24 protein-coding genes are annotated in these 24,866 nt (G+C 40.6%); 7 read left to right on the forward strand and 17 right to left on the reverse strand.

Annotation, left to right across the window (positions count from 1 at the left end; all coding sequences use genetic code 11):
* Positions 1–76: 76 nt before the first annotated feature.
* The gene (locus ACQFX9_RS27235; RefSeq protein WP_427159660.1) at positions 77–1,366 is read right to left on the reverse strand and encodes a glucose-1-phosphate adenylyltransferase; all 1,290 of its coding nucleotides are present in this window, start codon (positions 1,364–1,366) and stop codon (positions 77–79) included.
* 331 nt (positions 1,367–1,697) lie between these two features.
* Between ACQFX9_RS27235 and ACQFX9_RS27240 the strand changes: the two genes are divergently transcribed.
* Positions 1,698–3,149 (forward strand): glycoside hydrolase family 13 protein, encoded by a 1,452-nt coding sequence (locus tag ACQFX9_RS27240; protein ID WP_427159661.1) that lies wholly within the window; start codon positions 1,698–1,700, stop codon positions 3,147–3,149.
* 137 nt (positions 3,150–3,286) lie between these two features.
* Here ACQFX9_RS27240 and ACQFX9_RS27245 read toward each other — a convergent pair whose 3' ends face one another.
* The 11 genes from ACQFX9_RS27245 to ACQFX9_RS27295 all read right to left on the reverse strand — a co-directional run bounded on the left by ACQFX9_RS27245 (position 3,287) and on the right by ACQFX9_RS27295 (position 15,612).
* Positions 3,287–4,774 (reverse strand): radical SAM protein, encoded by a 1,488-nt coding sequence (locus ACQFX9_RS27245; RefSeq protein ID WP_427159662.1) that lies wholly within the window; start codon positions 4,772–4,774, stop codon positions 3,287–3,289.
* A complete protein-coding gene (locus tag ACQFX9_RS27250; RefSeq protein WP_427159663.1) occupies positions 4,767–7,559 on the reverse strand; it encodes a tetratricopeptide repeat protein in 2,793 nt (930 codons plus the stop codon). Before ACQFX9_RS27250 ends, ACQFX9_RS27245 begins: the two co-directional genes overlap by 8 nt.
* 14 nt (positions 7,560–7,573) lie before the next feature.
* Positions 7,574–9,238, reverse strand: coding sequence for a hypothetical protein (locus tag ACQFX9_RS27255; protein ID WP_427159664.1), 1,665 nt, complete (start codon positions 9,236–9,238; stop codon positions 7,574–7,576).
* 17 nt (positions 9,239–9,255) lie between these two features.
* Complete coding sequence (locus tag ACQFX9_RS27260; protein ID WP_427159665.1) at positions 9,256–10,134, reverse strand: trypsin-like peptidase domain-containing protein; 879 nt, start codon at positions 10,132–10,134, stop codon at positions 9,256–9,258.
* 142 nt (positions 10,135–10,276) lie between these two features.
* Entirely contained in the window at positions 10,277–10,621 is a 345-nt protein-coding gene (locus tag ACQFX9_RS27265) for a CU044_2847 family protein (RefSeq protein ID WP_427159666.1), read from the reverse strand.
* Between the two features lie 452 nt (positions 10,622–11,073).
* Positions 11,074–11,823, reverse strand: a complete 750-nt coding sequence (locus tag ACQFX9_RS27270; protein WP_427159667.1) for a dual OB domain-containing protein — start codon at positions 11,821–11,823, stop codon at positions 11,074–11,076.
* Between the two features lie 38 nt (positions 11,824–11,861).
* Complete coding sequence (locus tag ACQFX9_RS27275; RefSeq protein ID WP_427159668.1) at positions 11,862–12,311, reverse strand: DUF488 family protein; 450 nt, start codon at positions 12,309–12,311, stop codon at positions 11,862–11,864.
* Entirely contained in the window at positions 12,295–13,014 is a 720-nt protein-coding gene (locus ACQFX9_RS27280; RefSeq protein ID WP_427159669.1) for a DUF488 family protein, read from the reverse strand. Before ACQFX9_RS27280 ends, ACQFX9_RS27275 begins: the two co-directional genes overlap by 17 nt.
* 155 nt (positions 13,015–13,169) lie before the next feature.
* A complete protein-coding gene (locus tag ACQFX9_RS27285) occupies positions 13,170–13,520 on the reverse strand; it encodes a DUF1257 domain-containing protein (RefSeq protein ID WP_015136553.1) in 351 nt (116 codons plus the stop codon).
* Between the two features lie 141 nt (positions 13,521–13,661).
* Positions 13,662–15,173, reverse strand: coding sequence for an AAA family ATPase (locus ACQFX9_RS27290; RefSeq protein WP_236141182.1), 1,512 nt, complete (start codon positions 15,171–15,173; stop codon positions 13,662–13,664).
* Between the two features lie 91 nt (positions 15,174–15,264).
* Positions 15,265–15,612, reverse strand: a complete 348-nt coding sequence (locus tag ACQFX9_RS27295) for a hypothetical protein (protein ID WP_103137437.1) — start codon at positions 15,610–15,612, stop codon at positions 15,265–15,267.
* Positions 15,613–16,050: 438 nt separating this feature from the next.
* On the opposite strand from ACQFX9_RS27295, the gene ACQFX9_RS27300 reads away from it, so the two are divergent.
* Together ACQFX9_RS27300 and ACQFX9_RS27305 are read left to right on the forward strand one after the other, a co-directional pair.
* The gene (locus ACQFX9_RS27300; RefSeq protein ID WP_427159670.1) at positions 16,051–16,974 is read left to right on the forward strand and encodes a methyltransferase domain-containing protein; all 924 of its coding nucleotides are present in this window, start codon (positions 16,051–16,053) and stop codon (positions 16,972–16,974) included.
* Positions 16,964–17,929 (forward strand): PrsW family intramembrane metalloprotease, encoded by a 966-nt coding sequence (locus ACQFX9_RS27305; RefSeq protein WP_427159671.1) that lies wholly within the window; start codon positions 16,964–16,966, stop codon positions 17,927–17,929. The genes ACQFX9_RS27300 and ACQFX9_RS27305 overlap by 11 nt, the downstream gene beginning before the upstream one ends.
* 195 nt (positions 17,930–18,124) lie before the next feature.
* Here ACQFX9_RS27305 and rpsU read toward each other — a convergent pair whose 3' ends face one another.
* From rpsU to ACQFX9_RS27325, 4 genes are all read right to left on the reverse strand, one after another.
* Positions 18,125–18,319, reverse strand: a complete 195-nt coding sequence (gene rpsU / locus ACQFX9_RS27310) for a 30S ribosomal protein S21 (RefSeq protein WP_103137440.1) — start codon at positions 18,317–18,319, stop codon at positions 18,125–18,127.
* A 120-nt stretch (positions 18,320–18,439) separates the two neighbouring features.
* The gene (locus ACQFX9_RS27315; protein WP_103137441.1) at positions 18,440–18,748 is read right to left on the reverse strand and encodes an RNA recognition motif domain-containing protein; all 309 of its coding nucleotides are present in this window, start codon (positions 18,746–18,748) and stop codon (positions 18,440–18,442) included.
* A gap of 189 nt (positions 18,749–18,937) precedes the next feature.
* The gene (locus ACQFX9_RS27320) at positions 18,938–19,810 is read right to left on the reverse strand and encodes a 3'(2'),5'-bisphosphate nucleotidase CysQ family protein (protein WP_427159672.1); all 873 of its coding nucleotides are present in this window, start codon (positions 19,808–19,810) and stop codon (positions 18,938–18,940) included.
* Positions 19,807–20,679, reverse strand: coding sequence for a sugar kinase (locus tag ACQFX9_RS27325; RefSeq protein ID WP_427159673.1), 873 nt, complete (start codon positions 20,677–20,679; stop codon positions 19,807–19,809). Before ACQFX9_RS27325 ends, ACQFX9_RS27320 begins: the two co-directional genes overlap by 4 nt.
* A 124-nt stretch (positions 20,680–20,803) precedes the next feature.
* Between ACQFX9_RS27325 and rsmI the strand changes: the two genes are divergently transcribed.
* A complete protein-coding gene (gene rsmI, locus ACQFX9_RS27330) occupies positions 20,804–21,667 on the forward strand; it encodes a 16S rRNA (cytidine(1402)-2'-O)-methyltransferase (RefSeq protein ID WP_427159674.1) in 864 nt (287 codons plus the stop codon).
* 124 nt (positions 21,668–21,791) lie between these two features.
* Entirely contained in the window at positions 21,792–22,544 is a 753-nt protein-coding gene (locus ACQFX9_RS27335; protein ID WP_427159675.1) for a Uma2 family endonuclease, read from the forward strand.
* A 14-nt stretch (positions 22,545–22,558) separates the two neighbouring features.
* On the opposite strand, the gene ACQFX9_RS27340 is transcribed toward ACQFX9_RS27335, so the two are convergent.
* On the reverse strand, positions 22,559–22,759 hold the full coding sequence (locus tag ACQFX9_RS27340; protein ID WP_236141174.1) for a hypothetical protein: 201 nt from the start codon (positions 22,757–22,759) through the stop codon (positions 22,559–22,561).
* A gap of 349 nt (positions 22,760–23,108) precedes the next feature.
* Between ACQFX9_RS27340 and mnmE the strand changes: the two genes are divergently transcribed.
* Both mnmE and ACQFX9_RS27350 read left to right on the forward strand, forming a co-directional pair.
* On the forward strand, positions 23,109–24,500 hold the full coding sequence (gene mnmE, locus ACQFX9_RS27345; RefSeq protein WP_427159676.1) for a tRNA uridine-5-carboxymethylaminomethyl(34) synthesis GTPase MnmE: 1,392 nt from the start codon (positions 23,109–23,111) through the stop codon (positions 24,498–24,500).
* A 141-nt stretch (positions 24,501–24,641) separates the two neighbouring features.
* Positions 24,642–24,857: a hypothetical protein gene (locus ACQFX9_RS27350; protein WP_427159677.1), complete on the forward strand. Its 216-nt coding sequence runs from the start codon at positions 24,642–24,644 to the stop codon at positions 24,855–24,857.
* The last annotated feature ends 9 nt before the right edge of the window (positions 24,858–24,866 follow it).

Below are 24,866 nucleotides of genomic sequence, written 5' to 3' on the forward strand. Positions count from 1 at the left end.
TGTACGGGCGGGTTTAACCAAAATATCTGTTTGATAACGTCAATCTCTCACAGAACCCGCCCCTACTGACTAATGACTAAATAATCATGCCATCGGGAATTACGGCATTTTTCAAGACAACTACAATTCCGCTACGGATGTAAAAACCTTGACTTTCGCGGTTAGCTTCCTGCACGTTGTCTTTATTGATGATTTTGACATCGTGACCGATGCGGGCGTTTTTGTCGATGATGGCGCGGCGAATGATGGTATCTGGGCCAATACCAACGGGGATATCGCCTTTATCTATGCTGCATTGACGTTCTACAGAAGGTTGATAGAAGTCAGCACCCATCAGTAGAGATTCTTCGATGATACAGCCAGATTCTACCCGCGATCGCACTCCTAAAACTGAGTGTTGAATGCGGCAGTTTTTCAAAATGCAGCCTTCACCAATAATTGATTCTGTTACTTGACAATCTAACAATTTTGTGGGTGGCAAGTAACGAGGACGGGTGTAAATGGGGGCTTCTTCGTCGTAGAAACTAAAGGGTGGTAATGGCTGCTGTGTGAGGGCTAAATTGGCATTATAAAAGGCTTCTATCGTTCCGATGTCTTCCCAGTAGCCATCGAATAAATAAGCTTGAACATTGTGATCTTTGGCAGCATCAGGAATAATTTCCTTACCAAAATCAGTCCGTTCTAAAGATTCTTTCAAAAGTTTGATCAAAACATCTTTTTTAAATACGTAAATCCCCATTGAGGCGATGTAGGGCTGTAGGGCTGCTTGTTCGGGAGTCAAGCCCAAAACAGTGGTATCAACCTGCATCTGCGCTAAAGCGTCGCCTTTGGGTTTCTCGCTAAAATCAACTACCCGCCCAGATTGGTCAATTTTCATTAAACCAAAATCTGAGGCACGGCGATCGTCTATGGGGATTACCGAAAGGGTAATATCCGCGTTGGTTTCCCGATGGCGTTGGACAAATAGACGGTAGTCCATGCGGTAGAGGTGATCCCCTGATAAGATCAGGTACTCATCCACATCCCATTCTTCCAACAACCATATATACTGGCGCACAGCATCGGCTGTTCCCTGAAACCAGTTCGGGTTTTCTGGTGTTTGCTGGGCAGCCAACACTTCCACAAAACCCTCACTAAAGCCGCTAAAATTATAAGTGCGGGCAATGTGACGGTTAAGAGACGCTGAGTTAAATTGCGTGAGTACGTAGATTTTAAAAATTTCTGAATTAATGCAGTTACTAACAGGGATATCTATCAGGCGGTATTTCCCTGCTACTGGTACTGCGGGTTTAGCACGTAGTTTGGTGAGGGGGTACAGGCGAGTACCCGCACCACCTCCAAGGATAATTGCTAATACTTTTTTCACAAGATGTCTCCCGACTGCCTTTTGATTCCCACCTACAGTTTAGGACTGTATGTAGCCTCTGGTAAGGGGGGGATCAAAGATTATCGGAAAAGAATTTTGGCAAAACTGAATTTTGGGGATGGGGCAGGGGGCAGGGGGCAGGGGAGACAAGGAGTAATGAGTAATGAATAATGAGTGCTGTTAGCGGTAGCGCGGCGTTTAGCCGGTGCTGAGTAATGACTATTGACTGTTGACTATTGACTATTGACTACTAAAATTTTTCTATCAGAAGTGAGAACCACAAATATTTAGTTTAAAGTCAAAATGACTACTGAACTACCACTCAACAATCATGCAAATTCAAACACCAGATTGGGTAAAGCACGCGGTTTTCTACCAAATTTTCCCCGATAGATTCGCCAGAAGTAAACAAACTCGCAAACGCTTACTGCAAAATGCTTCTTGGGAAGATTGGGAGGCTATGCCCACACTGCAAGGTTACAAGGGTGGTGATTTATGGGGCATTATGGAACAATTGGATTACATTGAGGATTTAGGCATTAATGCCATTTATTTCACTCCTATATTTCAATCAGCTAGTAATCACCGCTATCACACCCATGATTACTATCAAGTAGACCCCATGTTAGGGGGGAATTCGGCTTTTAAAGAATTACTAGATGCAGCCCACCAAAGAAATATTAAAGTTGTTCTCGATGGAGTATTTAATCACGCTAGTCGAGGATTTTTCTTTTTTCATGACATTTTGGAAAATGGCCCTTATTCACCTTGGTTAAATTGGTTCAAAATTGAAGGCTGGCCACTTGCGCCGTACACTGGTGAATTACCCGCTAATTATGTGGGTTGGGCAAATAACCGCGCTTTACCGGTACTTAACCACGATAACCCAGAAGTACGGGAATATATCATGGAGATTGCTGAATACTGGATTAAATTCGGTATTGACGGCTGGCGGTTGGATGTTCCCTTTGAAATTAAGACTCCTGGTTTTTGGCAAGAATTTCGCGATCGCGTTAAAGCCATTAACCCCGAAGCTTATATTGTGGGGGAAGTGTGGGGAGATTCCCGCGAGTGGCTAGATGGGACACAATTTGACGGCGTAATGAACTATTTATTTGCCGGGCCGACCATTGCTTTTACGGCAGGCGATCGCGTAGTCTTAGAACAAGTCCAAGGTCGTGACTATCAACCGCACCCGCCGCTATTTGCAGCTGAGTACGCCGCTAAAATTGAAGAACTATTGCAACTTTACCCTTGGGAAATTCACCTTACTCAACTCAATTTACTCGCTAGCCACGACACAGCCAGATTAATTAGTATCGCCGGTGGAGATAAAGACAGCGTAGAGTTAGCCACCCTCCTACTACTAACCTTTCCCGGCGCGCCGAGTATCTATTATGGGGATGAAGTAGGTTTACCAGGAAAACTAGATCCCGACTCTCGCCGTGGTTTTCCCTTAGAAGCTAGCTGGGATAGAGAAATTTACCAAACTCATCGCCAATTAATTGCTTTACGTCACAGTTACCCAGCCTTACGTACAGGTGAATATCAAGTCATTTCCGCCCAAGGAACATTGTATATTTTCGCCCGTAAGTTAGGACAAGAGGAACTAATTATTGCGGTGAATGTCGGTACAGCAGCAGTGCAAGCTGATGTAGATGTCACCAATTTACAGACTCAACCCCAAAAATTGTTATACGGCAAACCTGAGTTTAACTGGCATAATGAAAACCTGTCATTAACACTTCCCCCACGTAGCGGTTGTATTTTGGGTAGTCAATAGTCATTAGTCAACAGTCAATAGTCATTAGTCAATAGTCATTAGTCACTACTCATTACTCATTACTCATTACTCATTACTCAGCACCGGCTAAACGCCGCGCTACCGCTAACAGCACTCAGCACTCATTACTTCCCCCCTTAGCTATATTTGATCAAGCGTAAGCCTTCTAGCCGCACGGCTTCAGGATATAACGCTTTGTAAATATTGCAATTAGGGGATTGAATATCATAACGACCTGTAGCTTTAAATGTTGCTAAAGGACAACCACCTGTACACCAATATTTCCATTCACAGGTACGACAACCTTCTTTTTCTTCAACAGATAAATTCTGAATACCGGCTTTATCTTGTCGGATGACATTTAAAGGGTCTGGATTGTCAATTGAAGATACAGTTTTATGTAGTTGCATTTGGCATTTGGCAATCTGTCCTTTGTCATTAAATACGAGATAGCTTTGTCCTACTCCACAAGTACGTTTATGTGGTGATGATAAGTTGGCGCGGTCAATTAATGAACCTAGTAAACTCCGATGGGGTAATTGCGATTCAATCACTTTGAATGCTGCTAACATTCCCTCAATAATTTGAGACTCTTCTAAGTGCAAGTCTTGGTAATTAGCTGAGAGTTCGTTTTCCCGATAAAAATTTAAACTAAAGGGTAAATTATATTCTAATATCCATGCCATTAAAGCTGGTAATCCGGCTGCATTTCTGCCACTAACTGTGACGGAAATATCTGGAGTTAAACCATTTTGCAACGCAGTTTTAATCCCTCGTTCAACATCTGAAAATGAACCTTTACCACTTGCATAACAGCGTTGACTGTCGTGGAAGTGGGATAATCCATCTAGTGAAATCATCAGCCGCAGATTTAATTTTTGCAGCATTTCAACAATTTCAGGTGTAATTAATGTGCCGTTGCTGAGGACAATCCCATCTAAGGCAATATCTGTTTCTTGGCTGAGATATTGAGCGTATAAGTGGAGATGTTGAATCAAAGTAGGACATAGTAATGCTTCTCCGCCTGCATATTTGAGTCTGACGCGACGGTAATTATTTAAAGTGGCAGAGCGAAATGTAGACTCTATGGCGGCTTTGCCTATATCGGGTGACATATCTGTTGGTAAATGAGGCAGATAACAGTAGTCACACCTTAAGTTACAACGGTCAGTGATATGTAACCATGCTGTTAAAGTATCAGGGATTTCGTTGAGTTGCCATGAGTAATTTTCAGGGATAATTAAACGGGCTTGAGATAATTTTTGGATAGCTTGCTGTAAGGTTATAAATTCAATGTCAGGATAATCTAGAGCGATGTCTTTTAGGTTATGAGGATTTGTAAAATTTGCTAATAAATTTAAGGCTGATTTATTTAGAACTGCTAATTGATGATGACTACCGTAACAGATAGAATAACTATCATCTAAATTCATGATTTGTGAGTTGGGAACTCTCACGAATTTATCAAACATTGCTGGAGATGATTTGATTTCAGATGGCAATGCTACTACAGGGGATAAATCACAAGCACAGTCTCCGCCATCACAGTCGCATTGTCCAGTTGCTGTGTTGTTAGTATCAAGAGAAACTAAAATTTTGGGTGGTTCGAGTGTTTGACTAAGCATGAGAAGATGGCTGTTTTGTTGCACGGATTCTAGTGAGAAACATTTGTTGATCGCACCATTCTTTAAGTGCTTTAATATCTTGCCATTGGGATTTAAGTTGCTGGATGAGAGTTTTAGCAAGTTCAATGGGTAGGCTTGCGATTTTATTTTGAAGTAGATTTAATTCATGTTGAATTGAATAGGGGCCGAAGCCTCCATCCGCAAAGATTTTAGGTATACCTTGAGCATATTTACTAAAAGCAATGTCGTAGTTTGTTTGTTGAAAGGCGACATCACCTTCTATGCGTAATATTCGACCAAAATATAGTCCATGAATATTTTCATAGGATGGGAAGCGATCGCCTAATTCTTGGGCATAATCAGCAATCTTCTCATAGGTTGTGGCATAATAATCGAATTCTGCTTTACCAACTAGACTATCGATGGCGTAGCGAATATCATTGTATTCTAAACTGGTGTTGTAGGAGCGATCGTTGAGTTTGAGAGCTTGTGCTTGTAGGGTGCGATCGCTGTTTTGAAACCCTAGATGCCAATAGACACTAGCAGTTTGATGTAAAATTCCTGGTAATTCTTCTTCAATACCGTATTTCTCGGCTAGTTTGAGGCTTTTTTCTAAAGCATCTTGAGCTAAAATCAGCAAGTTTATATCCCACTTTACCTGAGTTACATCCCAAATTGCTGGGTTTTCTACCTCAGCACTAAACCATTGATTTAAACCTAATTGAAAGTATCCTCTACACAAAAGCCGATTATCGTTTTCTTCGCTGTCACAACGACTTAAGGCGCGTTCTAGTAGGTGTTGAGCTTTTAAATAATTCCCCTCATTCCGCCAAATAGTAGCAGAGGCGATTTCAGCATTAGCAATTTCTCGTTCCGTCTCTACACTCGTCCACATATCAATAGCAGCTTTAAAACACTGTTCTGCTTTGATGTAATTTTTTTGGATTCCGTAGAGATATCCCAAGTTATTTTGAATACTAGCCATGACTTGAGTTAAACCTTTATTGGGAGATTCAATTTCCATTGCTGCATCCCAACCGAGTTTGTAAAATTCCTCGGCGGCTTGATAATTATTCAGTTGACGATGTAGATAACCAACTTGGTTAGCCACATTGGGAACTACGGCTGATAATTTTCTATCTATAACCAGAGATAAACACTTTTCCTGATATTTCAAAGCATCATTATAGAGATGTAATTTAGCATTTAACATCCCCAAAACATTACAAATATCTGCTTGATGCACAGAATTATCAGGTTGTTGAGCTAGCATCAACTCTAACTTTTTTACTTCATTTTTTGTGGCATTTTTATCTTGCAACGCATGAACAATGCGTGACTCAAAAATCATCAATTTAATTCTGTGTTCGGGATGTAATTCCGCTTCAAATTCTTTGGCGATCGCTAATAACTGATTCACCAAACTAAACTTCTTAGATTGACTGCGTATCCTATCAGTTACTGTATACCAAGTGTCAAATCCTGTTTGGGGATTGGCGTATAAAGCATTCCACAACCATTGTCTAGTCTTAACTTCTCGCAGTTGTTTAATTTCTTCAATTAAGAAATCCAGATTAGCTGTTTGCTGAGAATGATCAGAGATTCGTTGCATCTCTAATGTTCTTTTTTGGGGGCCTAATTCATAATCTTGCTGCTCAAAATATTTAGCCGCAAGCCGACTATCGCGTTTTCTCCACTCTCTATCAGGGTCAATATCCGGCCAGACATATTTATTTACTAAATCTCGGACAATATCATGTAATGATATTTGAGAACCACCCATGACTGGTTTAATAAAAAAATAACTTTGGGCATCAATAAATAATCTTTCAGCTTCTTCTTGAGATAATTCTAATAAGTTAGCAATGTCATAACTATTTAATGGGTGAATCCTGGATAGCATGAGAGTCAGTCTATCCATTGATGTCCGCAATTGTGTAATATGTCGCACCATTTCGGCTTCAAATCCACCAGTTTTTTGCAACCTACTGGGGATAGTTTCCACATCTTCCGTTTCTAACCAATCTGGAATAACTTGGCGATAAGCATACTCTACGCCAAATTCAATCATAATGGGACTGCCACCCGAAAGCATAACAATCTTTTTTACCAAGTCTTCTTCAAGCGTAAAATGTAACTGTTCTTCTTTAGAAACAATGTATGTTTGCACATCCTCATGGGTAAATTCATTTAATTCTAAATAGGTGAAATTATCTGTAGGTGAATTAATTGCTAAAATTTGATGGGCAATACTAGGACGACCAGCTAAAATAAATACGGCGTTGTCTAATTGCTGACACAAATCACTAATATATTTCCAAGCATCTTCTCTAGTTTCTGGTTGTCCTAATTTTTCAATTGTATCAACGAGAAATACAATTTTCTGTTGTTGGGATTTGCGGTTAATAGCATCGACTAAGAATTTTTCTAGGTGTTGGCGTTCCTGTTCATAGGCGATTTTACTCAGACGGTTTTCATCTTCCCGTAGTTGTCTTAACCGGAGTAACCATTCTTGATAGGTGTTATCGTATAATTGTTTGGCAATTTGCGTGCATAAATCTCCTGCATCCTTAAAAACAGGAATATCGCAATCTATGATTTCACTTGTGCCAATGTCACATTGATGTAGGCGAGATTTTAATTCATGGAGTAACCAAGTTTTCCCAATACCGCCCCTACCTTCCACTAAAATTATATGTTGTTTCTCAACAGCTTGTACCAGGGAAATAATGCGCCTGAGTTGTTCTTCACGACCAACAAATTCTAATTTATCTAGTCCAGACATGATCAACTCCTTAATTAGTTATTTTCAATCGCTTCATCTATTTTTTGAATTAAATTTTTATAGGGTATGTCGTTATATTCATCTTTGTGCAGATAGTAATTGACGATAAATTGAAATTCCCAATCCTGTTCAATTTCAGACTTCAGGGTTGACAGAAACTCATGATTTTGCTCTCTGTCTGTGTTGTGAAATATGCTAATAGTTTCCTCAACAGTTTCTGCAAAGAAATTTGTGTGCAGTTCTTGTCTATAAGCCAGACTATTATTTCCATAGTTAATAAAGCCGGCGTGTTGCTGAAGCTTTTGAAAAAAATATTGCATCGACCAAATACCCGCATTTGCAGAATCATTTTTAGCTTTTAACTGATGGATATATTCCCAGCAGATATCAGCACCTTGACAACACATCTGCTGAAACTGTTCAGGAGAGCTTTCTTTTAGCAGTCCAATTACTAGTAATCGTCGTGTCATCCCATCTTTGATGACTGTTTTATCACGAGTAAAAATAGATGTTTTAGTTAATTCTGTATTTAATTTAAAACTATCATCAATAAAAGGTAGCTGAAATCTATTAATAGCCTCCTTTAATATCCAGGTGCTATTGAGAATAGGAAATATACTTAATTTTTCAATTGATTCATATAAATGACTATTTTCTCTGGTCAAACTTTCTCTAATCTGGTCTCTACATTTTTTGAGAATTTTTTCCCATAATTGATGACCATAACTATTTAAAAACCAATTAACTGTGTAACCACCACTGCGATAAACTTTTAATGCTTCAGCAATTCCGCCTGGATGACCACCAGTTAAATATAGTAAGTGACTGGCTAACAGTGCAATACTTTCTGAGGTCATTTCAATTGGTTTGAGATATTTTGTGGCTGTATCTTGAATGACTTCCCAGTTAAAAGGAGAAAGTGGTAATTTAGCAAAAATTCGCTCTAAAGGAATATCAGTCAAACAACGAGCCGCAATCACAACTCGCAGCCTGCGAGAATTATCTTTAAAGAACTGTAATTCTTTGAGAGATTCTTGAATTCTCCAAGCAAATTCTTTTAAATCATGAAAGATTTCGTTTAAACGTTGTTTACTAGGAGGGCTACCATCTAAATCAATTAACAGTACAATACCTTTTTTATCTTTATCTTGTAATTGCCATTTAGACCAGGCTTTACGTAATAATAAATCTAACCGATCGCCAGAATTCAATTCATGTCCAGATGGAGAAGTCAATTGGAGTGCGATCGCTAATCTTTTTTCTAACTCTGTAATACTGTCATAACTAGATATAGCAGCATAAGCACAACACCATTGTAGTTCTTGAAATCGCTTTTGAATTTGTTTGAGAAATTCTGTCTTTCCGTAGCCTTCAGGGGCGATAACTAAGCGGTAGGGAGGAGAATTCAGGGCGGTAATTTCCCTAATTGCGGCATCACGATTAGTAAAGGGAATTTTATCTAGGTCAACTTCTTCACCGGATTCTGGATTTAGTTGTTTTAACTCAGATTCTGCTGTTTCTAGTTCTTGAAATTTATCATCTAGTTGTCTTTGCAATTTATTTTTTGCAACATCATCTAGAGTTTGCAATATTTGTTGACTGATGATTTCAATTTCCGTTATTAAATGGGCTATTAGTTGCTGTAGATGCTTCCTACGTAAATCGGCAGAATTTGTCATAGCATTGAGGTAGTAAATTAAAGACTGATCGCATCAAGTTCGCTTTGCACTTGCTCCAAGTCTAGTAAGATAGTGTTAATTTGACGTTGGATGAGATTGCGATCGCCTGCGCTGAGTGTATAGTTAAGTTGGTTATAAGCTGCTTCATAGTCACTGCTAAGAGCCTCAAAACGTTGTTGCAAAGTTTTGATTTTCAGTTGTTGTACTCGGCTGGTATGAGTCTGGATACCTGCATTTGACAATACAGATGGGGTAATTTCATCCCAAGCTTGCATTAAGATATCCGTGGGAATCATAAAAGCCGTTTTGATATCTACGCGCTTTTTCTCTGCTGCTACCACCATTCCCACCACCCTACCCAGGTTTTCATCCCATATCGGCGCACCACTAAAGCCAAGTTCTACTCTGTAACCAGTCACCTTACTATCTTCGATTTGTACCCATCCTTTTCCTTGGCTGTCTCGCAACAAACCCGTCCCCCAAACGCCATCATTGTGTCCTTGAGGAAAACCGAAAGTACGGAAACTGTGTCCCCACATATTATCTGTGGGGATGAGTTTAATGGCTTGGCTTCCTGGCGGTAACTGCGCTTTTATTCGTAGTCCCGCAACATCTTCACAGGCGGATACATTACCGACTTCTCTCCAGAAAATAACTTGAGCCGGGAATTTTTCTCCTGGTGCAATCAGAGGAAAATCTAAATAGATATCGTCACTAGGAACTGCAATTGTATCCTCTGATAGAGACAAAGCCGCAGCCACAACATGAGCGCAAGTCATCATATAATTGCCACTACGTCCAGAGACTAAAAAACCTGCCCCAACCACCGCACCGTGAGTATGAAAAATGCGGGCGATCGCTGACCTCAAAGATTGAATATAATTTTCTGTACTCACCACCATCTCTTACACCATTTCACAAAAATCCTGATACAGATGTAAATCCTAAAAGCTTTGCTGCATCTAAGTTTTTTAATTGCGTTAGCGTAGCGGGACGTTAGTCCATTGCGAATTGCGAATTGCGAATTGCGAATTGGTATTACCCAACCTTGTCTTGCTTCCATTTCAAGGTGATTTCGTAGTTAGCTTCACCACCTACAGAAGTAAAAATCGCACCCGCAGCAGCATTTAACTTAATCCCAAACTTCACCTCCACCTCATCAGCCGGTGTATTTAGCTGACTCAGTTTAGTGATAATTGCTGAGGCTATAGGTTGTATTTGCTCTAGTACATCATCAAATTTCTTTTTCGCCTCAATAACCATTTGTCCTGTATCTGCTCTAGCAACACGCACCAAGGAGTTGCTATCTTCTGGTTCATCGACCTCCGCCAAAAATTTTGTCCCGTCTTGCAGAGAAAATTCCGTAATTTGTTTTGTATTCATAGTCAAATTTCATGTATACAATAAATGTTTTAAGCTCTAATTATCAAAAAACTAGTAAAAATTTTTACATTATTTTATAATTCCAGAAGTACAGAGGCTACTGGGGTGGAAAGGCTAAAATAGTGCATTGGGATAGAGGAGAGTTCTAGGCGTAAACCGTAACGCGCCAGAAGCCTTGGTGGTAGGTGCTGTACTCTCGCTGCTAATACACCCTATTGGCGTGGCAAGGCTAAAATAGTGCAAATATATAGTTCTTGTGGTGTATTAGATTAAAAAAAATAATCGTAGATGAACGCTGATAAAATCGATACTACATATACTTCGATTTTTTTATACATCGAATCAAATTCCGATATGCAGATAACTCACACAACTAGGTTGGTTAATTGATAGAAAATAATGCCAAGTTTTTATTTATAATCTGTTCTTCAAGTTGAGATATATGTTAACTTTTATTTCCATCCTAAACGGTACTTGACATCTGCAACATTTATAACTGCTGCAACTAACTTATAGCAAAATTTTTTTTCTTGCCCAGAAGGTATGAATGGTTCACTTAAGCTAATAGTTAGCCTGAATTGATCCCGCTCAAAGTTGCACAATTCTAAGTTTTCTATAACCTCTTCACAAGAATATATTCCTTCTTCCAAAGAACTCAGCTTATTTACCCATATAGGATCTGTAATTGGTAAGTCATAAGAAGTTCCACATAAAAAGAAAAGACATCTGAATTTTTTTTCATTATATAAATTTATCTTCACTTGCCACAGAATCGATTCTGGTTTGATTAATGCTAATGAGGATTGAGCAGATGATCTCTCTAAGTTTTCATAGCAAATTTCTTTATCCAAACTGCCTAGAAGTTCTGGGGAATGCGAATGTCTTTGAATTTCTGGATTTAGCAAACTTCGAGCATGATCTAAAGTCAAATTCTCTAGTATTTCCCAATCTTTACTAGTATCTATCAACCAATTTTCAGGTTGGTGGCATTTAGGATATGCTCTAAGACATGGAATCCTAATAATATCAAAAAGTTCAGGTTCTCTACCATCTTCTAAAGTGTAATGCTCTGGATAAAGAGTACCATCTTGTCTATTAGAAACTGGACGTAGCCACCCTGAACCATCAGTTTTAATACCAGCTATACAAATTCCACCATACTTAATAGATTTTGCAAGGCATACTATCTCAAAGCTAAACATTTTGAACCTATGTTCTATAGTTTTGACTGATATTTGTTTTAGAGGTGATTAATGTTGATAGCCGTGTCTAGTTTACTTTGCAGATATTCAGCCACTAATCGACGATGACAATTATGTGGCTTTGCTTCACTACACAACAAACAAGCTTCACTTAGAAGGGCTGGAGACACTTTCCTCTCGATCTGTCTCTTGGTAATGAGTTCCTTAAACCTCTCTTCGTATGTTACCCAGTTTATGCGTTTTTTTTTGTATTCTTCTAAAATATCTTTAGTCGGAGCTAAATCTAGATTGTGGATGTACTCAATTTCTCCAATCTTCTTAAGAAAATACTCTAAATCTTGTTTTTTGGTAAAACCAGCAAGTTGTGAAGCATTATTAAGCCTAGTATCAATAACGCGCTTAACCCCAGCTTGCAGGAGTATTTCAAAGAACTGTTCTGCTTTTTTTTGTGTAAATCCAATAGTGAATAAATTAACTTGCTTGTTCATGAATTTGATCTTTCTCTGTGTATTTATCTTCTACATATGCTATTTTTTCTGCTTGTAGTTGATATGCTTTATCTAGTAATCCCTCAAGCGGAATGGATGGAGAAATTTGATTAATCTGTTGAGAATTACTTTCATAAAGATTCATATCAAAGAGAGAAAGTTGTTTACTACAGTTTCTTTCATGATCTGATTCTATAGAAAGAGGTAGTAATTTATCCAAATTATGTAGTCTTAGTAATCTTTCTTCTAAAATTTGGTGTGTTTCTAGTTCTCCATTTTTCCGAATATGCTGAATTTTTAACCCAATTTTTTGTAAATGTGGGCAAATTAAAATAGCTCTATGACAAATAATGGGATCTTGTTCAGCACACATTAAACTAATTTGATATTTTTTAGCCCCTTGGATAATACGATTCAACCCCTCAGCAAAAGATGCTGTAGCGGCAATTAAATCATAGCGTGCCATACCTTGTGCATAACAACTTTGGTCTTTAGGGCGCGCACCGAGATTATCACCAAGGTAAACATATGCAATATTGGCAGTTCTAAGTGCTTCTTTTAAAGGAACTTGGTTAAATTGCGGAAACCTACGACTATAGGGACTAGAACGCACATCTGCTATAGCAGTAACTCCATATTGTTGCAAAAGATTAATAAAAGTTTCAATTGAATGGTTCGAGTGGCCAATAGTAAACACTGTCATAATTGATGATCATAACTCTGCTGCTGTCATATTAATCAAGTTCAAGCCAATTTAGCAAAAACATAAGCTGGGAATTCACCCAACCCCATAAAAAAGCGGGCTAACCGCTATAACTTGGTTAACCCGTGCAGCTTTGGGAACGCGCAGAGAAATTGTTATTGCAATACTAATTTCACATTTGCGTTTTGCAAACCGCGCTGTTTTACTTCTGCCAAGGTTTTGTTAACAGCGTATTTTTGGTTGATAGAGTTGATTAACTCGGTTTGGTTGTGCTTCTTAGCAACACCCCACAGGTCAGCGATGAGGTCAAAAGAACCATCGCTGTTGCGAGACCAACCTAAGTCATATTCGCCTTCCAATACTGCAACGATGTCGGAACGAACGCGCTGACCGTTATAACCGCGTACATCAGCTTCTGTTTTTACGCTGATACCCAGGTCGCGCAAGGAAGCTTTCAAAATTTCGGCATCGGTGATTTTGGTGCGAAGAGTGCTAAAATGAGACATTTGGGTTTCCTCCAATGAGAAGATTGAGAAATTAGGACAACGGTTTTTTTCGGGAAGCCGCGATGATTAGGGTGCGGCTGTTGTTCGTAACTGCTAGCGGGTTTGGCTAGCCTTTCCCCCTGGGTTAGCAAGGGAAAGCTTTTAAAACTCCATTCGCTGATATTCAGCAACGGAGGATGCGGCGGGTCTAGCGCGCTGTCTTGCCCAGTCTCTTAAGGCTGTGACCTGTTCTTGCATCGTGCGAGACAGTGGCAAGGTGGCTTTAAGTGCCGCAATAATATCTAATTGGGTGAACTCGCGGTCTTGGGCAAAGGCTTCATACATTGCCGCAATTAGTGCTTGTTCAATTTCTGCCCCGGAGAAGCCATCAGACATCTTGGCTAGTTGTTCTAAATCGAAGCGGGTGATGTCTTCACGGCGTTTATTGAGGTGGATCTTGAAGATATCACATCTTTCTTCGGGTGTGGGCAGATCCACAAAGAAAATTTCATCAAAACGACCTTTCCTCAAGAATTCCCCAGGTAGGCGTTCTACGCGGTTGGCTGTAGCCATGACGAATACTGGAGATTTCTTCTCTTGCATCCAGGTGAGGAAAGACCCAAATATCCTACTTGATGTACCCCCATCGGAATCACCAGAACCGGAACTTCCTGCAAAGGATTTATCTAACTCATCGATAAACAGAATTGCTGGGGAAATTGATTCTGCTGTTTTGAGGGCGTTACGCAGATTAGCTTCACTTCGTCCCACCATCGAGCCGTCGTAAACTCGACCCATATCTAAACGCAGTAGTGGTAAACCCCACAACCGGGACGTTGTTTTTGCTATCAGTGACTTACCGCAACCAGGAACACCTAGAATTAACATCCCTTTAGGTTGGGGCAGTCCATACTCTCTGGCTCTTTCTGTAAAGGCGTTAGAGCGTTGTTTGAGCCATTTTTTCAGTTCTTCTAAGCCACCTACTGCATCAATGGTCTCATCTTCTTCAATGTATTCGAGGATGCCATTGCGGCGAATGAGTTGCTTTTTCTCCGATAGAACTATATCTACTTCTTCCTCAGTCAACCGCCCTGTGGTGACTTGCGCTTTACGATACACTTTCTCAGATTCGTCTTTGGTTAAACCTAAAGCGGCTCTGAGGAGTTTTTCCCGCGCTTCTGTGGTCAACCGCCGCCCCCGATACTGATCGAGATGTTGAGTTAATACCTTATTCAACTCAGACATATCGGGGAGTTGGAAGTCTAAAACAACCACTTCCTTTTCCAGTTCGATGGGTACTTGCTGCATGGGAGACATCAAAATGATGTTCTTTTGCATACCCTTAAAGCTAGCGATCGCATCACGTAATGACCTTGTGGTCGCGGGAGCATCAATAAATGGATGTAAATCTTTAAGAATAAATATACCAGGTTCTTTTTGCCGGATGATCCAGTCGATCGCCGCCTCTGGGGAAACGGTGTTGTGTTGACTTACACTCCGGGGTTGACCATACTCCACGATGCCATGAGTTACTGTCCACACAAACACACGGCGTTGGGGTCTTAACACTTGGGCGATTGTGGAAATTGCTTGCTCTGCCCTCTCTTCCTCGGAGGTCACAAGGTAGATTAGTGGGTATTGAGCTTGAATGAGAATATTGAGCTCTTCTTTCATAAATCGACCTTCTTGAGACCCTAGTACAGTAAAGACATCGTTTTGTTGGTTACAACAACCGAAAAATAAGAGTTACCTATTTAATTCCTACCTAGCAGGGGACTAATTCTTCCTCACCCTTGGGATGGGTTTCTGCTTCAACCATTTCATCTAGGGAAGGATGATCTTGGCCTATTACGCCTGGTTGATTACCTAAGTTAACTAATTCCCCGTCTCTTAGCACCAATGAACTTTCACAAGTAGGACATGAGTAAACTTTGTGAGTCCTACCATAAGCTGATGCTTCAACCTCCTCTACTATTTCTGAGTTAGTCAGGTAGAAGAAAATTGCACGTTCAGCAAGGTCTGACATATGCTCAGAATCGATTGCTGATCGAATCTTCAGCTTTTTGTGCAGTTCTGGCGACAAATACAACGTAACCTTTTGCTTAGTTTGCATATCACTCTTTAGTGGCCTTACCCGGGTATGTATATTACGTTATCGACTAGCTTCTTTGTTGTCAAGCCAGTAAACCGTTTTGACAGCAGTTTTGTTACTTTTATTCACAATTGCCATTTGTTTGTTACAAAGATTGTCACGCAACAAAGTTATCTAAACGACTAACCGATAAATTAACCCACAGCAGCAACAAATGACAAATTTATCTCTAAAACGCTTTTAAAAAGCAAGCTTACAGTTCTTACAACCAACATAATAATCTCTAATTTCGACGTAGAAACACTATGTCATAGTCAACTTTTTTATACTTTTAAATGTGAAGGCTATAAAGACAGAGGCGTGTAATACCAATTCTCAATTCCCTATGCCCAATTCCCCATACCCCACATCCCATATTCTGCTGTATTTTAAAAAAGGCTATTCCATGCAAACTAAATTATGACTGCTGCTGTAAAAACTGCTCCTGGCCTAGCTTCTCGCTTGGTGAATGGCGTACTAGGAATTAAGCCTTTAGCTAGTCTTGCTAAACACCAAGCGCGCCAAATGATGATTAAACGGGCTGAAAAAATTGGCGTACCTTGGACAAATGAAGTTAAAACTCTCCAGGCGCGTGATTGGACAAAGGATTTAGCTCAAGTGCAGAATCCCCAGCTTGCTTATCCAGACTATTATCTGACTTCATTTCATGCTTATGAAACAGGGAATCTGAGTTGGCAAGCGGCTTTTGAAGTAGAACCAGCAGCTTACGCAGTTCACGCTAAGATTTGGCAGGGGACTGAGGCGCAAGGTGATGCCAAATTACGCCAAAGTTACCATGATCTTCTCAAAGCTCAAATTTCTCACGCGCCACAAACTATTCTGGATATGGGATGTAGTGTGGGTTTAAGTTCATTTACTCTACAAGCACTCTATCCCCAAGCCAAAGTCACAGGCTTAGATTTGTCTCCCTATTTCTTAGCGGTTGCTAACTATCGCGCTCAACAGCGTCAAGCTAAGATTAACTGGGTTCATGCTCCAGCTGAATCTACAGGTTTACCAGATGCTAGTTTTGATTTAGTCTCCATTTGTCTTGTCTGTCATGAATTACCCCAGTCAGCAACTCGGCAAATTTTAGCCGAGGCGCGACGTGTATTGCGTCCTGGTGGTTACATTGGGATTATGGATATGAATCCACAATCGGAAATCTACAAAAAAATGCCGCCGTATATTTTAACTTTGCTCAAAAGTACAGAGCCGTATTTGGACGAATATTTTAGTTTAGATATTGAGCAAGCTTTAGTAACAGCAGGTTTCAAAAAACCAACTATTACTAGTAATACTCCTCGTCATCGCGCTATTATTGCTCAAGTGAGTGGCTGCTAGTGATTTTGTCTTACTGCTGTGGGCAGTTATACCACCACTGCTATTTTTAGGTTATTACTATTACCGCGTCAGCATTGCCCCACCTGTGCGACTTCTGTTGTGGTTATTTTTGGTTGGGGCAGTATCTGGTTTTCTAGCTTTGGGTTTACAATTAGGTTTTGAAACTGTCACTCACAGATGGTTGCATTGGCGACAAATTCAGCGTGGGATTTTTGGTGCTACTGTCAGACAGTTGATTGCGATCGCTCCCATTGAGGAAGGGTGTAAATTAATTGCAGTTATTATCCCCACATTATATTTACAGCGTCGGTATCAATTGCGATCGCCTAGTGTTTTCTTCTTTACTATTTCAGCTGCTTTAGGATTCACCGCCGAAGAAAATTGGATTTATTTATATCACGGTACAGCCACGATTTTTGAGCGCAGCATTGGTACACCAGTCCATGCAATGTTCTCTGCGCCTTGGGGATATGCTTTAGGAAGATATTTATCAGCGACGGTGCAGATAAATCGTTATAAACATTTATTTGTGTTGGCTTGGATTAATTCTCTATTTCTTCATGCTTTAGTCAATATTTTTTCTATTGCTGGACGTTATGCTTCTACTTTACAGTTGCTTAGTTATGGTTTATTTCCGTTGCTGTTGTGGATGTTTTGGCGTATGGAACAGCTACTACGCCGAGTTCAAAATCAACCACCCATCATATTAATATCTGGGCGTACACGCCAACATCGTTACTGGCAAAGAGGACTATTATTTTTGGCGATGATGTTGGGTGGAAATGCAATTTTGGGGCTATTTTTATTAGTAAGAGTTCTCAGTCCTTTAAGTCCAGCACAGCTTTTATATTCTGATATTTTGTGGTTTATATTCAGTAGATTTTTACTAAATTTATTTTTTGGGATTTTAGCTTGGTTAATTTATTGGTATTTACGATATGGAAATCGAATGTGATACTGGATTGGGATAGGTAGTATTGTTTCAAGATTCGGGAATAGCCTAAGAATCTAGGTTTTCAATCCAAAATCCAAAATCCAAAATACTATAAGAACCCCGCATTCTAGAAGAAAGCGAGGCTCTTAATGTAAGGTTACGTGAAGCTGATGCGACTATTTTGCTAATAGATGCTTGTCTATAAAGATATGCAGCTTACCTGTAGCGAGAACGGTTTCGATGATTTTGCTTATGTCTAGCAACTGCTTTCCGCTTTTCTTTTTCTAACGGTGTCTCGAAGTGACGTTTCTTTCTCATGTCTTGGAAAATTCCCGCTTTGGAAACTTCCCGTTTAAATCTCCGTAATGCTGAATCAATGCCTTCGTTCTCCCCTAAAACTACTTGTGTCATTCTCATTCCTCCTTTATGTGGATGAATAGTTGAAGACTGGAGACAAAAAAAATATTCCAGCAGGTCGAGCCTTTGGCTTTATCTGCTGGAGACTCTAAAGTTAATTTTGTGAAAAAATCTTTAGTAGCGGCGACCACCGCGATTGTTATTACCCCAACCGCCACCGCCGCCGCGAGGGCTTCTTTCTTCACGGGGTTTAGCTTTGTTAACTTTAAGATCGCGCCCCATCCATTCAGCACCATCAAGGGCTTCAATGGCAGCACTTTCTTCCGCCTCTGTTGCCATTTCAACAAAGGCAAACCCGCGAGGACGACCTGTTTCACGATCAGTTGGTAGCTGAACGCGATTAACCTTGCCATATTCTGCGAAGGCAAGCTTCAGGTCTTCCTCTGTAACTTGATAGGACAAGTTACCGATATAAATTGACATACAATGTCTCCGAATTGAACAAGTGTAGAGAGTTAAATTCGGAGAGACGCTTTTTATAAATCAAAAGGAGTTACTCAACCGAAGATAATTCTGATATTCACAAGCATAACACAGCGATAGAGGATTCGCTGTAACAAGTGGGTAATATAAATGAAAATTTGAGGGCAGTGCATCACCAGGAAAGTTTTCCTAATGGGAGGTGTTTGCTAGCTGCTCTAATATTTCTGCTGCTGCTTGACACAGGGTATTGTGATACTGGGTATTACTTGCGAGCAATCCACCCCATTGATTGACATCGCCAGTATTGTATTGTAGCAGATTTCCATTGAAATGAGTAAACTGTCCACCAGCTTCCGTCAAAATCAGTTCCGGTGCGGCTATGTCCCAATCTTTAGGGGCTGATTTCCCAGACAGAGAAATGTAAATGTCTGCTTGTTGTTCCAGAATGGTAGCGATTTTACAGCCGACACTACCCACGGCTTTTTGATGGTGTAGGGGTAAGTTTTGCAATAAATATTCTAAGGTTGGGTGGCGATGAGAACGACTCACAACTAGGGTTAAATCTTCTATAGGCTTGGGGTTGGGACTAGCTAGCAGGTTGATGGGAAGAATACCATCGCGGGTTTCGACGAATGTACCGCCGCCTTTTGTGGCGTAGTATAGTTTCCCTTTTTCTGGTAATACTACTACAGATAACACTGGTCTGTGTGCTTGCACTAGGGCGATGTGAACTGCGTAATCTCCAGTTTTGTCGATAAAATCACGGGTACCATCGAGAGGATCGATAATCCATACCCAATCATGTGTATGGTGTTGATTAAGTTGAGATTTATAGGTTTCTTCACTAATGTAGGCAAAATCTGCGTTACCCAAAGCAGCTTGTAGCTTTTGTAAGATATATTGACTGACAGTGACATCTGCAACGGTAACAGGTTCGTTTTGTTGATATTGGATATTGAGGTTAGAGTCTGTGGCAGTGCCGTGATAGTAGGATTGTAATATTTCTGCTGCACCCCAACCAACGGCACGAGCGATCGCTAGTATTTCTTGTAAGTCCTTCATGTATTCTCACTCCTTAATTCCATCCAGCGACGCGTACCAAAATGTTGACAAGCTGTGGCTGCAATTTTCGCTGTTTGTTCAAGAGCCTGAGTAAAATCAGCTTGTAAAATATAGTGGCAAAAAGCACCATGAAAAATATCTCCAGCCCCTAGTGTATCAACTGGCTGGATGGCAGGTACAGTAATATTCCCAAATTGACCTTGACTGGTGTAGGTAATTGGTTGTTCTCCGTGGGTAATGGCGATGTGGGGAATTCCCACAGCTTGGAGATAGGCGAAAACTTCTGCTTCGGAATGACAATTGGGGGGATGAAAGTTAGCCGAGCAAATGGCGTAATCTGTTAATGGTAAGACTTGCTCAAAGCCGGCTTTCCAACTACCACCGTCTATGACTACAGGGATATTGAGAGATTTAGCCATTTTAGCGATCGCATATCCCACTTGCATTTGATGTCCATCAATGAGGACAATATCTATATCATTTAAGATATCTGGTGGGATTGAGGTAACATCAGCCGGAGTTTTCACCGCGTTGATAGAAATTACTGCTCGTTCGCCTGTAGATTGGGTGACAATAATTGAGGATACAGGTGGTGCTGTCTTTATGCTAGATGCAAGATCAGCGATCGCTACATGATATTTACTTAAATCTCCCCTAATTAATTGTGTCATCGGGTGCGAACCCAAGACACCTAAAACTGTAGCTTGATTTTCTAAATAACTAAAAGTTACAGCCGCGTTGGTAGCTGGGCCACCTGCTGCTACAGTGTAGTCAGACGAAACTAACTTTTGATTATTTTGAGGAGCAGATTCAGCTAAGTAAATTAAGTCTAAGGTAATTAAACCTATAAATAAGGCGTTATTAGTCATTAGTCAACAGTCATTAGTCATTAGGAAACAGGTAAAAGTGATCAAGTGGCTGATAACTGATAACCCCAGTTCCAGGCTTTCTTTCTTTAATTTTGAATTTTGAATTTTGAATTTTGAATTGTCAATGCAGACAGATCCCAAACCAGGAACACTATATATAGTTGGTACACCCATCGGTAACTTAGAAGATATTACCTTGCGGGCGGTGCGGATTTTGCAGAATGTGGATTTGATTGCGGCTGAGGATACGCGCCACACGGGGAAACTCTTACAACATTTACAGGTGAAAACACCCCAGACAAGTTACCACGAACATAATCGCAGTAGTCGCATCCCAGAATTATTAGAGCATTTACACAATGGGAAAGCGATCGCTTTAGTCAGTGATGCGGGTATGCCAGGAATTTCTGATCCTGGGTATGAATTGGTGAAGGCTTGCGTTGAAGCGAAAATCCCCGTAGTACCTATTCCTGGTGCAAGTGCAGCGATTACAGCGTTGAGTGCGGCGGGATTACCTACAGATAAATTTGTGTTTGAGGGGTTTTTACCTGCGAAAAGTCAGCAACGGCGGGAACACTTGGAGACTTTACAGACAGAATCTCGCACTATAATTTTCTACGAATCGCCGCACCGATTGCGAGATACTTTACAAGACTTAGCAGATATTTGGGGAAGCGATCGCCAAATTGTACTGGCGAGGGAGTTAACTAAGTTGTATGAAGAATTTTGGCGGGGAAGCATTGAGGAAGCGATCGCCCATTATCAACAAAAAGAACCCCAAGGGGAATACACTCTAGTAGTAGCAGGAAATCCCCCCAGTCAAACCCTACTGACAGAAGCACAACTCAAAACGGAACTAGAACAATTAATTCGTCAAGGCGTATCGCGATCGCAAGCTAGCCGACAATTGACTAAATATACTTCCCTAAATCGGAGTCAAGTTTATCAAATTGCTTTAGGGATTGATATTAATGAGAATGGGGGATAGGGAATGGGGAATGGGGAGACAAGGTAGACAAGGTAGATTTTATCCCAATGCCCAATGCCCAATGCCCTATTCCCTACACAGATTTTTGCTAGGCTAAACTTATAGGACTGAGAGATTTGCTGCCATGTCTGTAGCTGAAGATTTAACAAACCCAGAATATGTTATCTTTCCTCCAGGGGATTTATACAGTGATGAGCCGCCTTTGGAAAGTTATTTACATTTACAGCAATTAATCCTGTTATTAAACACCTTAGAATGGTTGTGGCAAGACCGCAATGATTTTTTTGCGGCTGGTAATCTCACTATTTTTTACAGTCCAAGACAGTTAAAATCAGAACATTTTCGCGGCCCTGATTTCTTCGTGGTATTGGGAACAGAACGCAAACCCCGTAAAAGTTGGGTTGTTTGGGAAGAAGATGGAAAGTATCCCAATGTGATTATAGAACTACTATCAGATTCTACTTCGTCTACTGATAGAGGCTTGAAAAAACAAATCTACCAAGACATATTCCGCACGCCGGAATACTTTTGGTTTGATCCCAATAATTTAGAATTTGCTGGGTTTGTTTTACTGGCTGGTAAATATGAACCAATAACACCCAACCCCCAAGGTAGGTTATGGAGTCAGCAGTTAGAGTTATATTTGGGGGTAGAACAGCAGAGTTTACGGTTCTACACATCTGACGGTGAACTCGTGCTGACACCAGCCGAAGTCGCACACCTGGAAATGCAGCGTTTTGAGCAAGAAAAACAGCGTGCTGAACAGGAAACGCAGCGTGCTGAACAAGAAAAACAACGTGCCGAACAAGAAAAACAACGCAGCGATCGCTTGGAGGCGAAGCTGCGAGAATTAGGTATAGATCCAAATACTATTTAATTTTTCAGGGTTATCTACTGTTCGTCAGGAAAAACCCATTTTGGTGGTTCTGTCATCTTTCGCTTGAGACGTTCTTCCGCAATTTGTAGCATTCTATCCAAAGAAGTCTCAGCGATAAATTTTGATGCGGCTTCTCTATACTCAATGTTTGGGCATTGATCCCCTAAAACACAACCGTTAATGCAGGCTTGCGCGCAGTTAATTTTCTGCTCCACTGTCAATTCCTCTCTGACTCTAAAATAGGGACTGGTAATTGGGGACTGGGGACTAGGAATTTTAGATTTTGGATTTTGGATTTTAAATTGAATTCAATCCAAAAGACGCTCCTGCATCGCTAAAGCTACGCTATCGTCAATCCCAAATCCAAAATTGAAAGGCTGGGGACTAGGAAAAGTAGATTTTGATTTTTCTGTTGTGATTTTCTACTTTACAGATAGATTTTACCTTGCTGTATGATCTCAAATTAGTCTAAATACTTACCATTTGCGAATAAAGGCTAGTCAATAGTTTTCCCTTGACTTCCCATACACCCTTATACCCCCACACCCTTACACCCCTCCCCCTATGTCTCAACAATTCGCCACGACTGGAACTATTGCTGCGATCGCTACTGCTGTTGTCCCCCAACAGGGTAGTGTGGGTATTGTGCGGGTATCTGGTGTTGAAGCGATGACTATTGCTCGAACTCTGTTTTATGCGCCAGGGCGACAAGTTTGGGAAAGTCACCGCATTCTCTACGGTTACATTCGCCATCCCCAAACACTACAGCTTGTCGATGAGGCTTTGTTGCTCATCATGAAAGCACCTCGTTCTTACACTCGTGAGGATGTGGTGGAATTCCATTGTCATGGCGGAATTATGGCTGTGCAGCAGGTGTTGCAATTGTGTTTAGAAAATGGTGCAAGATTGGCACAGCCAGGAGAATTCACCCTGCGTGCCTTTTTGAATGGCAGATTAGATTTAACCCAAGCAGAAAGTATTGCTGATTTAGTCGGTGCGAAATCACCCCAAGCTGCTCAAACTGCTCTAGCTGGGTTACAGGGAAAATTAGCTCATCCCATCCGGCAGTTACGCGCTAACTGTCTGGATATATTAGCAGAGATTGAGGCTCGGATCGATTTTGAGGAAGACTTACCTCCGTTGGAGGATAAACAGATAATAGCAGATATTGATCACATTGCCGCAGAGATTACTAAATTATTAGCCACAAAAGATAAAGGTGAACTGCTGCGTACAGGGTTAAAAGTAGCAATTGTGGGTCGTCCGAATGTGGGCAAATCCAGCTTGTTGAATGCTTGGAGTCAGAGCGATCGCGCCATTGTTACTGACTTACCCGGCACAACCCGCGATGTTGTAGAGTCACAGCTTGTGGTGGGGGGAATTCCCATACAGGTGCTAGATACAGCCGGTATTCGGGAAACAGCCGACCGAGTAGAGAAAATCGGGGTCGAGCGATCGCGCCAAGCCGCCAACACAGCAGATTTAGTCTTGTTCACCATCGACGCTGCTACAGGGTGGACAGATGAAGATCAAGAAATTTACGCACAAGTACAACACCGTCCATTAATTCTGGTAATTAATAAAATCGACTTAGTAGAACAGCCATTAATTAACTCTTTAGAATATGCCCACAATATTACTCATATTGTCCACACAGCCGCAGCCCAAAAACAGGGTATTGATGCTCTAGAAACCGCAATTTTAGATATAGTTCAAGCAGGTAAAGTACAAGCGGCTGATATGGATTTAGCTATTAATCAAAGACAAGCTGCTGCACTCACCCAAGCTAAAGTTGCTCTGGCGCAAGTACAAGCCACAATTACCCAACAGCTACCTTTAGACTTTTGGACAATTGATTTAAGAGGCGCAATTCAAGCACTAGGAGAAATCACAGGCGAAGAAGTAACTGAATCTGTCCTTGATAGAATTTTTAGTAAATTTTGTATTGGCAAGTAAAATATCTAATTGTTTATTTTTGATGCAGTATCACTTTAATATAAAGAGGCAAATATTATGATTCATATTTAATTATTCTGCAAAACTCTTTACATTTCTCCCTTCCCAATTCCCGATTCCCAATTTCCAATTACCCATATCATGTTTGATCATATTCCAGTAAAAGTTCTTGGTTGTTTAAAACCAGGAGAGATTACAGTCATTGCATTAACTGGTGTTGGTATGGTAGACGGAGGTATTTTATGGGAAATACCAACGGAAATGATTCCCGTGTCCCTCAGAATGCCCAATAGTGAATTCATAGTGGTTTATGATAGACAAAATGGTAATTTTATAGAGATACTACCCAAATCATAAATTAATACT

Source organism: Aliinostoc sp. HNIBRCY26, assembly GCF_050235535.1.
GTDB lineage: Bacteria > Cyanobacteriota > Cyanobacteriia > Cyanobacteriales > Nostocaceae > Trichormus.

What these genes read in the sequence shown, in the direction of transcription:
- ACQFX9_RS27290 (WP_236141182.1), bottom strand. Translation starts at nt 15,173, where the DNA reads ATGAAAGAAGAGCTCAATATTCTCATTCAAGCTCAATACCCACTAATC.
- rpsU (WP_103137440.1), bottom strand. Translation starts at nt 18,319, where the DNA reads ATGACACAAGTAGTTTTAGGGGAGAACGAAGGCATTGATTCAGCATTA.
- ACQFX9_RS27350 (WP_427159677.1), top strand. Translation starts at nt 24,642, where the DNA reads ATGTTTGATCATATTCCAGTAAAAGTTCTTGGTTGTTTAAAACCAGGA.
- ACQFX9_RS27270 (WP_427159667.1), bottom strand. Translation starts at nt 11,823, where the DNA reads ATGTTTAGCTTTGAGATAGTATGCCTTGCAAAATCTATTAAGTATGGT.
- ACQFX9_RS27320 (WP_427159672.1), bottom strand. Translation starts at nt 19,810, where the DNA reads ATGAAGGACTTACAAGAAATACTAGCGATCGCTCGTGCCGTTGGTTGG.
- mnmE (WP_427159676.1), top strand. Translation starts at nt 23,109, where the DNA reads ATGTCTCAACAATTCGCCACGACTGGAACTATTGCTGCGATCGCTACT.
- ACQFX9_RS27255 (WP_427159664.1), bottom strand. Translation starts at nt 9,238, where the DNA reads ATGACAAATTCTGCCGATTTACGTAGGAAGCATCTACAGCAACTAATA.
- ACQFX9_RS27300 (WP_427159670.1), top strand. Translation starts at nt 16,051, where the DNA reads ATGACTGCTGCTGTAAAAACTGCTCCTGGCCTAGCTTCTCGCTTGGTG.
- ACQFX9_RS27325 (WP_427159673.1), bottom strand. Translation starts at nt 20,679, where the DNA reads ATGACTAATAACGCCTTATTTATAGGTTTAATTACCTTAGACTTAATT.
- ACQFX9_RS27240 (WP_427159661.1), top strand. Translation starts at nt 1,698, where the DNA reads ATGCAAATTCAAACACCAGATTGGGTAAAGCACGCGGTTTTCTACCAA.
- ACQFX9_RS27315 (WP_103137441.1), bottom strand. Translation starts at nt 18,748, where the DNA reads ATGTCAATTTATATCGGTAACTTGTCCTATCAAGTTACAGAGGAAGAC.
- rsmI (WP_427159674.1), top strand. Translation starts at nt 20,804, where the DNA reads ATGCAGACAGATCCCAAACCAGGAACACTATATATAGTTGGTACACCC.
- ACQFX9_RS27245 (WP_427159662.1), bottom strand. Translation starts at nt 4,774, where the DNA reads ATGCTTAGTCAAACACTCGAACCACCCAAAATTTTAGTTTCTCTTGAT.
- ACQFX9_RS27285 (WP_015136553.1), bottom strand. Translation starts at nt 13,520, where the DNA reads ATGTCTCATTTTAGCACTCTTCGCACCAAAATCACCGATGCCGAAATT.
- ACQFX9_RS27335 (WP_427159675.1), top strand. Translation starts at nt 21,792, where the DNA reads ATGTCTGTAGCTGAAGATTTAACAAACCCAGAATATGTTATCTTTCCT.
- ACQFX9_RS27295 (WP_103137437.1), bottom strand. Translation starts at nt 15,612, where the DNA reads ATGCAAACTAAGCAAAAGGTTACGTTGTATTTGTCGCCAGAACTGCAC.
- ACQFX9_RS27275 (WP_427159668.1), bottom strand. Translation starts at nt 12,311, where the DNA reads ATGAACAAGCAAGTTAATTTATTCACTATTGGATTTACACAAAAAAAA.
- ACQFX9_RS27280 (WP_427159669.1), bottom strand. Translation starts at nt 13,014, where the DNA reads ATGACAGTGTTTACTATTGGCCACTCGAACCATTCAATTGAAACTTTT.
- ACQFX9_RS27250 (WP_427159663.1), bottom strand. Translation starts at nt 7,559, where the DNA reads ATGTCTGGACTAGATAAATTAGAATTTGTTGGTCGTGAAGAACAACTC.
- ACQFX9_RS27265 (WP_427159666.1), bottom strand. Translation starts at nt 10,621, where the DNA reads ATGAATACAAAACAAATTACGGAATTTTCTCTGCAAGACGGGACAAAA.